Annotated in this window: 15 protein-coding genes; 7 read left to right on the top strand and 8 right to left on the bottom strand. The window is 68.3% G+C overall.

The window, feature by feature from the left end; translation table 11 throughout:
* Position 1: 1 nt before the first annotated feature.
* Together VZC37_RS03480 and VZC37_RS03475 are read right to left on the bottom strand one after the other, a co-directional pair.
* A complete protein-coding gene (locus VZC37_RS03480) occupies positions 2-1,000 on the bottom strand; it encodes a MaoC family dehydratase (protein ID WP_330431009.1) in 999 nt (332 codons plus the stop codon).
* Positions 997-1,842, bottom strand: a complete 846-nt coding sequence (locus VZC37_RS03475) for an HpcH/HpaI aldolase/citrate lyase family protein (RefSeq protein ID WP_330431008.1) — start codon at positions 1,840-1,842, stop codon at positions 997-999. The genes VZC37_RS03480 and VZC37_RS03475 overlap by 4 nt, the downstream gene beginning before the upstream one ends.
* A gap of 248 nt (positions 1,843-2,090) precedes the next feature.
* Between VZC37_RS03475 and VZC37_RS03470 the strand changes: the two genes are divergently transcribed.
* Entirely contained in the window at positions 2,091-3,242 is a 1,152-nt protein-coding gene (locus VZC37_RS03470; protein WP_330431696.1) for an acyl-CoA dehydrogenase family protein, read from the top strand.
* A gap of 21 nt (positions 3,243-3,263) precedes the next feature.
* Positions 3,264-4,007 carry a GntR family transcriptional regulator gene (locus tag VZC37_RS03465; protein ID WP_330431007.1) on the top strand — a complete coding sequence of 248 codons (744 nt, stop codon included), beginning with the start codon at positions 3,264-3,266 and terminating at the stop codon, positions 4,005-4,007.
* Between the two features lie 33 nt (positions 4,008-4,040).
* Here VZC37_RS03465 and menC read toward each other — a convergent pair whose 3' ends face one another.
* Both menC and VZC37_RS03455 read right to left on the bottom strand, forming a co-directional pair.
* Positions 4,041-5,147 (bottom strand): o-succinylbenzoate synthase, encoded by a 1,107-nt coding sequence (menC, locus tag VZC37_RS03460; protein ID WP_330431006.1) that lies wholly within the window; start codon positions 5,145-5,147, stop codon positions 4,041-4,043.
* The gene (locus tag VZC37_RS03455; protein ID WP_330431005.1) at positions 5,144-5,944 is read right to left on the bottom strand and encodes a GNAT family N-acetyltransferase; all 801 of its coding nucleotides are present in this window, start codon (positions 5,942-5,944) and stop codon (positions 5,144-5,146) included. The genes menC and VZC37_RS03455 overlap by 4 nt, the downstream gene beginning before the upstream one ends.
* Before the next feature lie 110 nt (positions 5,945-6,054).
* Between VZC37_RS03455 and VZC37_RS03450 the strand changes: the two genes are divergently transcribed.
* The 4 genes from VZC37_RS03450 to VZC37_RS03435 all read left to right on the top strand — a co-directional run bounded on the left by VZC37_RS03450 (position 6,055) and on the right by VZC37_RS03435 (position 8,958).
* Positions 6,055-6,582, top strand: a complete 528-nt coding sequence (locus VZC37_RS03450) for a YtxH domain-containing protein (RefSeq protein WP_330431004.1) — start codon at positions 6,055-6,057, stop codon at positions 6,580-6,582.
* Positions 6,583-6,710: 128 nt separating this feature from the next.
* Positions 6,711-7,448 (top strand): YcnI family copper-binding membrane protein, encoded by a 738-nt coding sequence (locus VZC37_RS03445; protein ID WP_330431003.1) that lies wholly within the window; start codon positions 6,711-6,713, stop codon positions 7,446-7,448.
* A complete protein-coding gene (locus VZC37_RS03440; protein WP_330431002.1) occupies positions 7,441-7,986 on the top strand; it encodes a copper resistance CopC family protein in 546 nt (181 codons plus the stop codon). Before VZC37_RS03445 ends, VZC37_RS03440 begins: the two co-directional genes overlap by 8 nt.
* Before the next feature lie 36 nt (positions 7,987-8,022).
* Complete coding sequence (locus VZC37_RS03435) at positions 8,023-8,958, top strand: copper resistance D family protein (protein ID WP_330431000.1); 936 nt, start codon at positions 8,023-8,025, stop codon at positions 8,956-8,958.
* 50 nt (positions 8,959-9,008) lie between these two features.
* Here the strand turns inward: VZC37_RS03435 and VZC37_RS03430 are convergent, their stop codons facing one another.
* From VZC37_RS03430 to VZC37_RS03415, 4 genes are all read right to left on the bottom strand, one after another.
* Entirely contained in the window at positions 9,009-10,091 is a 1,083-nt protein-coding gene (locus VZC37_RS03430) for a zinc-binding dehydrogenase (RefSeq protein WP_330430999.1), read from the bottom strand.
* On the bottom strand, positions 10,091-10,651 hold the full coding sequence (locus VZC37_RS03425; RefSeq protein WP_330430998.1) for a 2,4'-dihydroxyacetophenone dioxygenase family protein: 561 nt from the start codon (positions 10,649-10,651) through the stop codon (positions 10,091-10,093). The genes VZC37_RS03430 and VZC37_RS03425 overlap by 1 nt, the downstream gene beginning before the upstream one ends.
* Positions 10,652-10,784: 133 nt before the next feature.
* Positions 10,785-11,789 (bottom strand): AraC family transcriptional regulator, encoded by a 1,005-nt coding sequence (locus VZC37_RS03420; RefSeq protein ID WP_330430997.1) that lies wholly within the window; start codon positions 11,787-11,789, stop codon positions 10,785-10,787.
* A 67-nt stretch (positions 11,790-11,856) separates the two neighbouring features.
* On the bottom strand, positions 11,857-12,768 hold the full coding sequence (locus VZC37_RS03415; protein WP_330430996.1) for an alpha/beta fold hydrolase: 912 nt from the start codon (positions 12,766-12,768) through the stop codon (positions 11,857-11,859).
* Between the two features lie 169 nt (positions 12,769-12,937).
* On the opposite strand from VZC37_RS03415, the gene adhP reads away from it, so the two are divergent.
* On the top strand, positions 12,938-13,969 hold the full coding sequence (gene adhP, locus VZC37_RS03410; protein ID WP_330430995.1) for an alcohol dehydrogenase AdhP: 1,032 nt from the start codon (positions 12,938-12,940) through the stop codon (positions 13,967-13,969).
* Position 13,970: the final 1 nt, after the last annotated feature.

The following is a 13,970-nucleotide window of genomic DNA, read 5'->3' as shown; positions in this document are numbered from 1 at the left end:
CTCAGGCCATGAGTGCGCGAAAGCGCCAGTCGAGGACGGACCTTGTGGCACCGTCGGATTCGTGGGCCACGACCGTCGACCGGAGATCGACGACGCCGCCGCGTTCGAGTGGGGTGGCGCGTTCGACGTGGAGTGCGCTGGTGAGTGTGTCGCCCTCGTGTACCGGGCCGGTGTGATCGCACGACTCCCAGCCCAGCACCGTCACCAGATTCGGCAGAGCGCGGGTCGCCTGGGCGAGCGCCAAACCGATCGTGTGCCCGCCGTACACCAGGCGGCCGTTCTGTCCGACCCGTGCGTCATGATGGGTGGCGGCGATGTTGAGTGTGAGTCGGGCGAGTTCCGGTGCGCTCGACACCACATCTGCGCTGGAATCGAACGTCGCGCCGGCCAAGTCCGTTGAGAAGTGTTGTCCCGCAACCTTCTCTCTGAACACCTCCAGATCCCAGTCGGGCAGCGTCAGTTCGGTTGTCTCGGCGGTGCCGATCGTGGACAGATCGTCGGCGGGCGGAGTGCGGTCCGGGTCCGCCGAGGGCCCCAACGGCAGCATCGCGCACCGGTGGAAGTCCAGCACTATCCGGTCGTGCTGGTCGGCTGTGACGATGTGCAGCGCAGCGAGCCCGGTGGGGGCGCGGCCCGGCTTCGGGGAGTTCTCGCGCAATCCGACGACCTCGGTGACGGTGGTCAGGGTGTCGCCGATGTGCGGGCTGTGCAGGAAGCGGAGCCCGCGATAGAAGAGATTGGCCTTCACATGGTGGGTCGCCAGAGTGGACTGGCCGATGGCCAGGTCGCACACCAGTCCGGGATGGGCAACCGCCTCGGAGCCTCCGGTCACGCGTCGTGCCAGTTCGGCGTCGAGGGACAGACGCATCCGGTCGCCCAGGATCGCCTGATGGGCCGCAGCCATCCCGGACGTCAGCGTCACCGACGGGGCGTCGGAGAAACGCTGTCCGACGGTGAGTTCGTCGAAGTACGGACCGCCGACGGAGATGGCGGCGCTCACGAGAGACCCGCCTTCGCCAAGACGCGTCGTGCGGAAACGGCCATCGCCTCGTCGAGCATCCGACCGTCGAGCTTCGCCGCACCGTCACCGCGCGCGGCTGCGTCGGAAAGTGCCGCGATGACCCGTCGCGCGTCTGCGACGTCATCGGCCTCCGGCGTGAAGATCGCGTGCGCCGAGTCGATCTGGGCAGGATGGATCACCCACGTGCCGTCGAAGCCCAGGTCCCGGACCCAGGTCTTGGCTTCGCGAAATCCGTCGTCGTCGGCGATGGTGAGATGCGGCCCGTCCACCACCGCCACACCGGCGGCACGGCCGGCGATCAGTACGCGGTCCTGGATCGGATGCCAGCCAGATCGCGGCATCGACGCCGAGCGGCCCAGTGTCGCAGCCAGATCCGCATAGCCGATCACGACCGTGACCAGGCGGTCGGTGGCGGCACAGATATCCGCGACGTCGCGTATCCCGGTCGGCGTCTCCACCAGGATCTGCAGTCCGATGGGCGAGCCGCGCAACGCCGTGTCCGCTTCGGTCAGCTGGTCTGGTGACTCCGCCTTGGGAAGCACCACCGTGCACAGTTGTGGTCCCATCGCGGCGCAGGCGGCGATGTCGTCGCCGAACCATTCGGTGTCGACGGCGTTCACCCGGATGGACACCGGCCGCTGCGAACCGAATTCGGCCACCAGGTCGGCCGCGGCCGCACGTGCAGAGCTCTTCTGGTCCGGGGTGACGGCGTCCTCGAGGTCGAGTACGACCTCGTCGGCGGCCGAGGAAAGCGCTTTACGGGCCTTCCGGTCGTCGGAGGCGGGAGCGACGAGCACCGCGCGTCGTCTGTCCGCCCTCATGGTCTGTCTGCTCTCATGTTCTGTCCGTTCTCGGGGTTCGATGCCGTGGGCCGCGGCGGTGGTCCGGCCAGCGTCCAGCCAAAATGTGCGGCCAAATATTGCGCACCTAGACACTTACCAGACGCATTGCGAAGTGGGAAGTCCCGAATGGGTGCTTGACAAGCGTGGCCACTGACGCGAATATGGCCGTACAAATCAAGGCCGGACTGGCGCGGCCGTGGCTTCCGAGCCGACACGACGAGGTGATCATGACCAATCTGAATGCCGAGGAATCGTTCCTGGTCGAGACGGTACGCGCGTTCATCGACCGCGACGTCAAGCCGACGGTGCAGGAGGTGGAACACGCCAACTCCTACCCGGAGAAGTGGATCGAGCAGATGAAGCAGATCGGCATCTACGGCCTCGCGGTGCCCGAGGAGTACGGCGGCTCACCGGTGTCGATGCCCTGCTACGCGCAGGTCACCCAGGAGTTGGCGCGCGGCTGGATGAGCCTGGCCGGTGCCATGGGCGGACACACGGTGGTCGCCAAGCTCCTGACACTGTTCGGAACCGAGGATCAGAAGCAGAGGTATCTGCCGCGCATGGCGACCGGCGAGATGCGGGCGACCATGGCGTTGACCGAACCGGGCGGGGGGTCGGACCTGCAGAACATGGCCACTGTCGCCAAGGTCGACGGCGACGACCTGGTGATCTCCGGCGCCAAGACGTGGATCTCCAATGCTCGTCGCTCGGGCCTGATCGCGATGCTGTGCAAGACCGATCCATCAGCCGAGCCGCGCCATCGCGGGATCTCGATCGTGCTGTGTGAGCACGGGCCCGGATTGGCGGTCTCGCGTGACCTCCCGAAGCTGGGTTACAAGGGTGTGGAGACGTGCGAGCTCTCGTTCGACGGCTACCGGGTGCCGCAGACGGCGATTCTGGGAACCACGCCCGGCAAGGGTTTCGGGCAGATGATGAAGGGTCTGGAGACGGGTCGAATCCAGGTCGCCTGCCGCGCACTCGGTGTCGCAACCGCCGCGCTCGAGGATTCGCTGTCCTACGCGCAGCAGCGGGAGTCGTTCGGGCAGCCGATCTGGAAGCACCAGTCGATCGGCAATTACCTCGCCGACATGGCGACGAAGCTGACTGCCGCACGGCAACTCACCTGGCATGCCGCCGAGAAGTACGACCAGGGCGAACGCTGCGACATGGAGGCGGGGATGGCGAAACTCTATGCATCGGAGGTCGCGATGGAGATCGCGCTGAACGCAGTTCGCATTCACGGCGGGTACGGCTACTCGACCGAATACGACGTCGAACGTTACTTCCGTGACGCACCACTGATGATCGTCGGTGAGGGCACCAACGAGATCCAGCGCAACGTGATCGCGAGCCAGCTCGTTTCCCGTGGCGGGATCTGAGCAGACGATACGATTCCCGCAATGACTGCACGAGACGTCGCCGAACCGGCCTATCGAGTTCTCGCTGCGACGTTGCGTGCGCGGATCGCGGAGGGACGCTACCGCGACGGGGTGCGTCTGCCGACCGAGTCGGAACTGTCCGACGAGTTCGGGCTGAGCAGGCAGACGGTGCGGCGTGCCTTTCAGGACCTGGTCGCCGAGGGGGCGGTGTACCGAGTCCCGGGGCGGGGGACGTTCGCGACCGAGGGGGCTGGTCGTTACCTCCGCCAGCTCGGTTCCATCGAAGATCTGATGAACCTGTCCGCCGACACCACGATGGAGGTCGTCACAGCACCGCGCCGCCAGGTGGACCTCGAGGCGGCCGGCCGATTGCGGCTCGACACCGACCTCGTCTACCGCATGACGTTTCGACGATTTCACGACGGCATGCCGTTCGTCTCGACGACCGTGTGGTGGCCCGAGCCCGTGGGCCGGCTTCTGCTCGACCACGATGACCTGCGCGAGGGTGCACGAAGCACCCACACCATGATCGGATTGCTCGAGCCTCACCTGCCGCGGCCGATCACCGAAGCAGCCCAATCGATCACGGTGGCGGCGGCTGATTCCGCGGTTGCCGAGCAGCTGCACTGCACCCCGGGTCATCCGATGTTGCGGGTGGATCGGCTCTACAGCGACTCTGCCGGCCAGGCGGTGGAACTCGCGGTGAGTCATTTCCTGCCCGAGCACTACACCTATCGCGTCACCCTGCGGCGAGGTGCGACGTGAGGACCTCTCCGGAAGCCATTCTCGCGCCGGACATCATGTCGTCGTGACCCATTCCCTCCACGTGGTGTGCTCGGCCACCGCGCCGGGCAACGGGTCGACGCCGATCCCCGGGCCGCGAGGCACGTCCATCACCCCGTCGTGAACGGTGAACGGCGGCGTGATGTCCTGGGCGAAGTACCGCTCGGACGCCGAGATGTCGCCGGGGAGCGTGAAACCCGGCATGGCCGCCAGTGCGAGATTGGCGGCGCGCCCGATGCCGGTCTCCAGCATCCCGCCGCACCACACCGGGATGCCGTGGGCGACACAGACATCGTGTATCCGCGTCGCCTCCAGATAGCCGCCCACCCGGCCCGGTTTGATGTTCACGATGTCGCAGGCACCGAGCCGGATGGCGTCGGCCGCCGACCGTGCGGAGACGATCGTCTCGTCGAGGCAGACCGGGGTGGACATCACCTCACGCAACCGGACATGGGTCATCAGGTCTTCCTCGTCGAAGGGCTGCTCGACGAGGAGCAGGCCGAACGCGTCGAGTTGCGCCAGATGACGCAGATCGGTTGCGCGGTAGGCGGTGTTGGCGTCGACCTGCAGGGCCACCGCGTCGCCGACATGTTCGCGGACTGCGGCGGTGGGCACCACATCCCAACCCGGACGAATCTTCAGTTTGATCCGCCGGTACCCGGAGTCGAGATGGCGATCGACCTCGGCCAGTAGCGCGGCGATGCTGTCGGTGATGCCCACCGACACACCCACCGGCACCGACTTCGCGGTACCGCCGAGACGATCCGCGAGCGGCATCTGCGCACCTCTCAGCTCGGCGTCCAGTATCGCGATCTCCAACGCCGCCTTGGCCATTCGATGGCCCTTGAGGTGTGCGAGGGCGGGTGCGACGTCGATCGCGCGGATGTCGCGGTGGCACACCGCCGGGATCAGGAATCGCCGCAGGACGTCGATCGCGCCGTCGGTGTACTCGGCGGAGTAGACGGGTTCGTCGATCGAGACGCACTCGCCCCACCCCTCACCCGCATCGGAGACGACCCGGACGAGGAGCGCCGACCGCACCACCTCGGTGGCGAAGGACGTCTGGAAGGGGCCGACCAGCGGCAGCTCGACGCGCCTGAGTTCGACTCCGGTGATCCTCATTCGTCTGTTGCCACCACGTAGTGGCCGGAACGCAGGAAGCGGGTGGCCGGTGCGGCAGCCGCGGTGTCGGAGGCGAAATGCGGTGCCAGCGCGTCACGCACCGCGGTCCGCCAGTGGGACGCAGCCACCGGGTCGGTGCGTCGCATCGCCTCGATGTCGCGGGGGACCGGGATCACCACGGGCGACCCGGGCTCGGCGATCGCCTTCGGGACGTCACCGGTCATCTCGATGCCCATCCGGCCACCCGCTCCGACGACGTCACCGACCGTCTCGTCGGAGGGTTCCGGCAGTGGCACATCGAGTGCCCAGGACATGAGCAGCCGGTCGCTCTCATCACCACCGCCGAGTTCGTCGCCGAGGTCGCCGTAGAAGTCCCGGTGGTAGGCGATGGGAGCCGCGCCCAGTTTGGCGATGTTGAAGTACGCGTTGCGGGCGACGAGCGGGTCGAAGGTCCACGTGATGGTGGTGAGTCCGCGCGCCAGGGCCCAGCCGCGCTGGTGCATCTTCAGTGCACTGCCGACGTTGTGACCTCGGCCGACGCGGGACACGCCGGTCATGTGACTGTGCAACGTCGTCCCGACGGGCGCAGCGAAGAACGCCACACTGCCTCCGGCGAGCCGATCGCCGACGAAGGCACCCGCGACGTAGTTGCCGGCGTGGGAGAGCGCGCGCAGCATGTCGACACTGACCGGCCGGTTCGCGGGATCGGGGCGCCACACGTCGTCGAACACCCGGGTCAGCTTGTCGAGGTCTGCCGGATCGGTCAGTTCCCGGATCTCGGGGCCGTTGCCAGACATACGGTGATTATCGCACCACGGCTGGTCGGCTCCGAGCGCGTCGACCTGCAACCGAACGCGACCGAGTGCGCCTGCGGGCCGTCGGACCGCCGTCATTAGGATGAGGGGCCATGAGCTGCGCAGGACCCGACCGGGCCGGTGATTCGCTGATGCGGATCGCGGCTGGTGTCGTGGTCCCCGGCGTCGCCGTCGCCGCCCATGGCCTCGGTGCCGGTGCCGTGCCCGGAACCACCGGGATGGTGCTCGCCGCGGCCGTCGGTGTCCTCGCCGCACTCCTCCTGGGTGATCGGCGACGACGATCGGCCATCGTCTCGGTGGCGCGTGCGGCCGGCGTGCTCACGGGTGCCCAGATCGCGGCGCACACGGCCATGACGATGGGGCAGGCTCACGCCGGCGCCCACGATCACCATGACGCGGTACTGCCGATGCTGCTCACCCACATCGTGGCCATCCCACTGAGCGCAGTACTCATCGTCGTCGCGGCAGGTCTGCTTGCCACGTTGACCACGGCCATCGGCAAGCTCACCGCCCCACCGGTGATCGCGGCGCCCGCGCCGGCTCCCGTCTTCTGGGTGGCTCCCACCCCCGGCCTGACAGCGGTCATCCGCGGAATCGGGGTCCGCGGACCGCCTGCGTGAGCTCTACCCACCAACACCGCCGGCCGGAACCCTCCGGAGGCGGTCGTCATCTGCATCGACCCGACGGACAGCGGTCGATGCGATCGAACGGGCGCCCATCGAGCGTGCCCACCACAGGAAGAGCTCACATGTCCAACACTCTGTTGCGGCGACTCGTCGCCCCCACCGCCGCCGCGGCCATCGCCGCCACGGCCGCGTTCGTCGGTGCCGGCGCTGCCTCGGCACACGTCACGGCCAACGCCCCGACCCTCACGCAGGGCGGATACGGCGTCGTCACCTTCGTCGTGCCCAACGAATCCGACACGGCAGCCACCACCGAATTGACCGTTACCCTGCCGAACCTGAAATCCGCCCGACCCGAGACGATGTCAGGCTGGCGGTCAGAGGTGGCGAAAGACCCGTCGACCGAAGAGGTCACGTCGATCACCTGGACCGCACTTCCCGGCACGCCGGGTGTCCCGGTGGGTGAGTTCGCGCAATTCCGGATCTCGGGCGGCCCGTTCCCCGAAGAGGATTCCGTCATGCTGCCGGCGACGCAGAGCTACGCGGACGGCGAACGCGTCGCCTGGGCGGAGCCCATGGGTGCCGATGGTGAGGAGCCCGAGCACCCCGCGCCGACGTTGACACTGCCCGCGGCGACCGACGGTGGCGGCCATCACGGAGGATCGGCAGCGCACGGGTCGACCGACACGGCAGATCCGTCCGAGACCGCCGAGGCCTCGGACTCCACCGATGACGCCGCGCGGTGGCTGGGCGGGATCGGACTTCTCGTCGGTGCCCTCGGCGCGGTGATCGGGGTCGCCGCGCTGACCCGCAGTGGTCGCCGCGGCGGGAGCTCGGACTCCGAGCGTGGCAACGATGCGTAGCCGCCGGATCACCGCGCTGGTCGCGGTCGTCGCGGGTGTACTTCTCGCCGGAGGGTTCGGGTTCGTCGCGGCGCCCACCGCATCCGCCCATTCGCAGGTCGTCTCGTCGGACCCCGAGGACGGTTCAACCGTTCGGACCGCTCCGCAACAGGTGACGATCACCTTCAACGAGCCGTTGCAGGAGACGTTTGCGGTGCTGACGGTCGTGGGGCCCGACGGCAACTTCTGGCAGGACGGCGACGCCGTGGTCGACGGACCGAGGCTGAGCGTCGCGCTTCGCGAGCTCGGCCCGGCCGGCACCTACACGCTGAACTACCGGGTGACGTCGGCCGACGGACATCCGGTCGACGGACAGCGGACATTCGAGCTGACCACTGCGGGTGCCGGGACGCCCGGCCCGGTCGCCGACACCGCGGCCGACGAGGGTGACGGCGGCCCGCCGCTGTGGCCGTTCATCGTCGGTGCCGTGGTGCTGCTCGTCGGCGGACTCGGCGTGGTGCTGCTGATGTCGCGCAGGCCCGGGCCCCGGTCGAGCTGACAGGCGCGAGATCCGCATGACGAACGGCGCATCGGCATGACCTCCGGGGCGGGGCGCACCGCTTCACCGAACACGGCGGTGCGCGCCGTCGCGCTCGGCGGCGGGCTGATGACAATGTTCGTCGGCCTCGGGCTGTGCTGGATACTCGCCGCACCCGACGGGCCGTCGGCGACCGCGGTGCCCAACGTGGTTGCCCTGGGCGCGGCGGTGCTGATCGTCGGACTGGGCGCGTTGCCCACGCTCGGGCTCGACCCGACGGCCCGGATGATCGGCCTCGCGGGAGCGGTGTGGTTCGTCGCCGTCGCTGTGGCGGCGTGGATGCGTACGGCCGACCAGACCGGTCGATCACCGGCCGAGGTGGGGATCGGAGACTTCGGTGACACCTTGAGTGCCGGTGCACCCGAACTCGTCACACTCCTCGCCTCGGCCGCGGTGGTGGTGGCCGCGGGCCTTCACCTCACCGGCCGCGTGGAGCCGCCGCCGGCGGCCTACGGGATTCTCGCCGCTATCGGCGTGCTGGCGACAGCCATCACCGGCCACGCCGGTGGACACGCGATCGGCCCCGTGCTGGTGGGCGCACACGCCCTGGGCGCGGCATGGTGGTGCGGCACCCTCGCCGCGATGGTCCTCGTCGTACGAGGTCGCCGCGGGTGGGCGTCCGCGCTGCCCGAGTTCTCGTCCCGCGCGCTGTGGGCGGTCGCGGTCATCGCCGCCACCGGCGTGATCAGCGGTCTGCTCGAAACCGGGCTGGGCGATCTGGTGGACACCGGCTATGGACGCATTCTGCTGGCGAAGACCGCCGGACTGGTGCTGCTGATCGGGCTCGGCGTGTACGGCCGGCAACGCTGGGTGCCTGCCGTGACCCGGCACCGGCTCTCCGAGAACACGTCCCTGCGGCTGGCACTCGTCGAGCTGGTCGTCATGGGAGCGGTTCTCGGACTCGCCGTGGGATTGTCGGGCACGGCGCCCTGAGCGGACGGCCGAGATCGGCACCCACCGGTCGCCGGCGGGTGCCGACTCTGTCAGCGGGACGGGTAGACGAGGATCTTCGCGTCGTGCGGGTTGGATTGCAGACGGTCGAACGCTTCTGCGGCGCCATCCAGACCAACCGAATCGGTCAGCAGCGGTTCGACGTCGAAGTCGCCCGCCGCCAGGTGCGCGAAGGTCTCGGCGAACTCCTCCGCGCTGTAGTACAGCGAGAACCGGATGTCGAGTTCCTTGAGGATGCCCTGGCCGGGCTCGATGCTGTCCGATCCCAGGGCGATGCCTGCCACGACGATGCGCGACCCCGCTGGAATCCCCGCGATGATCTGCTGGAGAAGTCCAGGGGCTCCGACACATTCGAAGGCGACGGTGGGACGTAGCGGCAGCTGGCCGAGCACAGCGGTCGGCGTCGCCATCCGGTCCGGGTCGTCGGTCGCGGCGGCGGCCTGCAGGGCGTCGTACGGGGACTGTTCGGCCGGGTCGACGACGACGTCAGCGCCCATGCGGGCCGCCAGTTCGCGTCGTTCGGGCGAGAAGTCTGCGGCGACGATCGGGCCGATGCCCTTCATCTTGAGGACCGCGATCACAGCGAGACCGATGGGGCCGCAACCGATCACGAGGGGGACGGTATCGGCCCCCACCTCGCCCCGATTGACCGACCGATAGGCGACGGCGAGGGGTTCGGTGAGGGCTGCGATCGCAGTGTCGACGTGGTCGGGGACCTCGATCAGCAGCGGTTCCGACAGCAGCATCCGCTCGGCGTACGCGCCTGGCGTCTCGGCGCCCGCGAACCCGAGCATGACGGGCTGCTCGCGCAGCAGAATCGGCATCGAGACAACGCGTGCGCCGACCGGGATGCGGCCTTCGGTGCCCGGGCCGTGGGCGACCACTCGCGCGACGAACTCGTGACCGAACACGACCGGCTGGGACAGGTCGAGCAATTCGATCCCGGCGGCACCCTGAGTGGCCTTGTTGAACTCGGGACCGTGTGCCGCGCAATGCAGATCGGAACCGCAGATACCGCAGGCCAGGACCTCGACCAGTACCTCACCCGGGCCTGGCGTCGGCTCGGCGATCTCGGCGACGGTCAATCGGGAATCCTGCATGGTCAGTGCGCGCATCACGCCTCCTCGACAGCGAATCCGGCAGCACCGCCGGTGATGAAGTTGATCGGTCCGAGGCCCTGGGCCTCGGACAGTGCACCGGTCAGGTGGTGGATGAGGGCGGCGTCGAGTACCGAATGGAACGAACCGTCGTCGTTGAAGTTGACGTTGGCACCGGTGATGCTGAACAGGACGACGGTGTCCTCGGTGTTCGACTCGGGGCACGTCAGGCTGTGTGCGGACGCGCCCGGTTCGTACAGGTAGGAACCGGCGGTCTGCGGTTGATCGGGATACTCCGAGTAGAGCCAGCAGCCGCTGACGGTATAGGCGTCGACGGTCCCGGTGTGGTAGTGCAGCGGGATCGAGGTGCCGGGCGAGAAGGTGGCCAACACGACCCATTCACCCTTCTCGAGGTCGAGGCGCAGTGGCTTGAAATGGACGCCAGGGCCGAGAGCATCGCGGATGAGGGGGCTCTGGTCGACGTTGACGGTCAGCAGTTCGCCCTGGGGCAGTGCGACGACCGGGAGCAAGGCTCCGGTCATCGTGGTTGCAGGGCCGGGGATCGACGGGGCAGACATGTGGTGTTCCTTTCACCGCTGTTGAGCTGTGATCTACAACATGCCGTCTACGTGATCGGTGTGCTTGACTCTTCAGGACAGACTTTTGATCTTTCCGGACAATAGTGTGATGCAGGGCACCCTTCGGGGCTGGTCACACGTCACGGTGAGCCGCGCGATATCGAGTCGGGCCTACCCCGAACCATCTGCGGCACGCTCGGGTCAAGACGCTCTGCTCCGAATAGCCGAGTTCGTGGGCGAGGTGAGTCAGCGTCATGTCGGTGTCGCGCAGCCAGTGTTCGGTGAGCTCACGGCGGACACCGTCGATGATGTCGGCGAAACTCGTTCCCTCGGCGGCGAGACGTCGCTGCAGCGTCTTGGGATGCAGGTGGAATTGTCTCGCGGTGACCTCGATCGTCGCGGCGCCGGTGGGCAGGAGTTGCCGGACGAGGTCGCGCACGGAACCCGCGAGTCGCCGATCCTGCCGGTCGATCACCGTGTCGAGGTAGCGGACCATGGCCAGGTGGGCGGTGTCGTCGGCGACCAGTGGGCGCGCCAAATCGGAGGCCAGGAGGGTGAATCCGGCGCGCGACTCGGAAAACCTTGGTGTGCAGGAGAACTCGTGGAGGTAGTCCTCGCGCGGACCGAGCGGTTCGTGTGGGATGTGCACCGTGAGCGGCGCGAACGTCGAACCGAGCAGAAACCTCAGCACACGCAGGGCGACGCCCAGTGACATCTCCATCGCCTGACGGTGTGGGGGCGGGTCGGGGATGAGGAGTCGGAACTCCAAGAACGCCCACTCGGGGTTGGGGAGGCGGTTGACCTCGATGGTGATCGCCGGACTGTAGGCCGACAGGTAGTTCTCGAAGATTCGTAGGGCATCGGCCACGGTGCGGGTGGTGCGGGCGGCCACGCCGACCGGGCCGAGGATCTCGATGCCCTGCCGACGGGCCATCCGTCGGCCGAGGTCGGCGACGCCGGTCCGCTGGGCCGCGGCCTCGAGAGCGTGGATCATCGCCACGTAGGTGAAGAACGATTCGAAGTTCCCGACATCCTCGGGTCGGATTCCGGCGGTCCGGAGGAGTGCGTCGGTGTCGGCGCCGAGTGCCGTGGTCTCCTCGAAGAATCCCGTCAGGGACGTGCCTCGGATCACTGACATGTCCCCAAGTGTCAAGTCGGTGTCCGAAGGAGTCAAGGCGGGCGTCTACGGCCCTGCCTGACGACGATCAGCGCGGCTGATCCCAGACGGTGAGCAACTCGGTGATGATCTCGACCGACAGGCCGAGAGCGCCGAGGTGACTCTCGCCGTGCATGGTGAACATCTTGGCGTCGGGCAGCACCGACACCATGTGTTCGCCGTGGCTGTGCGGGATGATGTGGTCGCGGTCGCCGTGCCACCACCGCACCGGAACGGTCACCTCCGGCACCCGGAATCCCCAGTCGCGCGAGAACACCACGATGTCGGCGAACGGTGCCTCCATCCGACGTGACCCGCCGTGCAGCAGGTCGTCGAGGAACATCGCGCGGAACTCGGGCCGGGCCAGCAGCTCGCGGTCGCCCTGCGGCGAGAGTCGTCCGTAGATCGCGATCGCCGGGTCCGCGATCGGGCGGGCCACGCTCAACAAGGAGCTCAGGGCCCAGCCGACCGGCGCGCCCGCCTTTCCGAGGACCGGTGCAGCCACCTGGGCGAGTCGCATGGCGCCGCCCGGGATGGCGTCCGGTCCGACGGTCGGGGCCACGCCGCCCAGGATGCCGGCTGCGACGACCCGGTCCGGGAAGGCGTGCGCGACGCCGAGCGCGTAGGGCCCGCCGCCGGACAGTCCGATCACGGCGAACTCGTCGATCCCGAGCGAGTCGGCGACGGTCGAGAGGTCGTGTGCGAACTCGGCCACGTTGCGGTAGCTGTACGGCGTCGACGACCCGACTCCGGGCCGGTCCAGACCGATGATGCGCAGCCCGTTCTGCGCGGCGAAGGCGCGGGCTTCGGTGGGGATCTGTCGGCGCGCTCCCGGGGTTCCGTGCAGCCAGAACAGGGCCCGGCCGGTTGCCGACCCGAACTCGGCGAACCCGATCCGGCGCTGGTCGTCGTCGCCGACGGCGACGGAACCCTCGATCTTGGGACGGTCGATGTCCATCATGCAACCGAGCATCCCACGATGAGTGTGTCCCGGGTCACGCACCCCTGTTCCGGTTGGGCGACGATCCGGTGAACCGCGGCTGATCGTCGGGTCGAAACGGGCTCGCCGACGGCCGGATCGGCGAACACTGGGAACCGGCGGGGGACCGATCGACGACAGGTGGTGCGTGATGTCAGACGAGAAGCTCACGGCGGCGGTGGTCACCGCATTCGGCAACCCGCTCGAGGTCACCGAACTCGACGTGCCCGACCCGGGTCCCGGCCAGGCACTGGTGAAGCTCGAGACCTCCGGGGTGTGCCACACCGACCTGCATGCCGCGCACGGGGACTGGCCGGTCAAACCGTCGCCGCCGTTCGTGCCCGGCCACGAGGGGTACGGCACCGTCGTGGCGGTGGGTCCGGGCGTCACCGAGCTCGCGGTCGGCGACAAGGTCGGCAACGCCTGGCTCTGGTCGGCCTGCGGCACCTGCGAGTACTGCCGTACGGGCTGGGAAACGCTCTGCGAGATGCAACGCAACGGCGGTTACTCCGTCGACGGCTCGTTCGGTACCCACATGCTCGTCGACGAGCGGTTCGCCGCGCGCATCCCCGATGGCGTCGATCCGGTCGAGGTGGCACCCATCCTTTGCGCCGGCGTCACCGTCTACAAGGGTCTGAAGGTCTCCGAGACCAGGCCGGGCCAATGGGTGGTGATCTCCGGGATCGGCGGACTCGGACACGTCGCGGTGCAGTATGCGACCGCGATGGGCATGCGTGTGGCCGCGGTGGACATCGACGACGACAAACTGGCACTCGCCCGCGACCTCGGTGCCGAGGTCACCGTGAACGCGGCGAAGACCTCGGACGTGGCGGTGGCGGTACGGGAGCAGACCGGCGGTGCGCACGGCGTGCTCGTCACCGCGGTGCATCCGCAAGCCTTCGGGCAGGCGATCGGGATGGCGCGACGCGGCGGCACCATCGTGTTCGTCGGTCTGCCGCCGGGCGACTTCCCGGCCCCGATCTTCGACGTCGTGCTGAAGGGACTCACGATTCGCGGGTCGATCGTCGGAACCCGCCAGGACATGGCCGAGGCACTCGACTTCTACGTGCGCGGCCTGGTGAAGCCCACCGTGGCCACCGCCCGCCTCGAGGACATCAACGACGTGTTCCGGCGCATGGAGGAGGGCAAGATCGACGGCCGGATCGTCATCGACTACCGCTGAG

Origin of the sequence: Gordonia sesuvii, assembly GCF_036350415.1 — a bacterium.
In the GTDB taxonomy this organism is placed as follows: Bacteria; Actinomycetota; Actinomycetes; order Mycobacteriales; family Mycobacteriaceae; genus Gordonia; species Gordonia sesuvii.
Note: the sequence above shows the minus strand (reverse complement) of the source record. Positions and strands in the feature narration are given on the sequence as shown.

Bases quoted from the DNA above. Each gene is read 5' to 3' on its own strand.
- VZC37_RS03430 (WP_330430999.1), bottom strand. From the start codon at position 10,091: ATGCGCGCACTGACCATGCAGGATTCCCGATTGACCGTCGCCGAGATC.
- VZC37_RS03435 (WP_330431000.1), top strand. From the start codon at position 8,023: ATGACCTCCGGGGCGGGGCGCACCGCTTCACCGAACACGGCGGTGCGC.
- adhP (WP_330430995.1), top strand. From the start codon at position 12,938: ATGTCAGACGAGAAGCTCACGGCGGCGGTGGTCACCGCATTCGGCAAC.
- VZC37_RS03475 (WP_330431008.1), bottom strand. From the start codon at position 1,842: ATGAGGGCGGACAGACGACGCGCGGTGCTCGTCGCTCCCGCCTCCGAC.
- VZC37_RS03415 (WP_330430996.1), bottom strand. From the start codon at position 12,768: ATGATGGACATCGACCGTCCCAAGATCGAGGGTTCCGTCGCCGTCGGC.
- menC (WP_330431006.1), bottom strand. From the start codon at position 5,147: ATGAGGATCACCGGAGTCGAACTCAGGCGCGTCGAGCTGCCGCTGGTC.
- VZC37_RS03465 (WP_330431007.1), top strand. From the start codon at position 3,264: ATGACTGCACGAGACGTCGCCGAACCGGCCTATCGAGTTCTCGCTGCG.
- VZC37_RS03450 (WP_330431004.1), top strand. From the start codon at position 6,055: ATGAGCTGCGCAGGACCCGACCGGGCCGGTGATTCGCTGATGCGGATC.
- VZC37_RS03455 (WP_330431005.1), bottom strand. From the start codon at position 5,944: ATGTCTGGCAACGGCCCCGAGATCCGGGAACTGACCGATCCGGCAGAC.
- VZC37_RS03425 (WP_330430998.1), bottom strand. From the start codon at position 10,651: ATGTCTGCCCCGTCGATCCCCGGCCCTGCAACCACGATGACCGGAGCC.
- VZC37_RS03470 (WP_330431696.1), top strand. From the start codon at position 2,091: ATGACCAATCTGAATGCCGAGGAATCGTTCCTGGTCGAGACGGTACGC.
- VZC37_RS03420 (WP_330430997.1), bottom strand. From the start codon at position 11,789: ATGTCAGTGATCCGAGGCACGTCCCTGACGGGATTCTTCGAGGAGACC.
- VZC37_RS03445 (WP_330431003.1), top strand. From the start codon at position 6,711: ATGTCCAACACTCTGTTGCGGCGACTCGTCGCCCCCACCGCCGCCGCG.
- VZC37_RS03440 (WP_330431002.1), top strand. From the start codon at position 7,441: ATGCGTAGCCGCCGGATCACCGCGCTGGTCGCGGTCGTCGCGGGTGTA.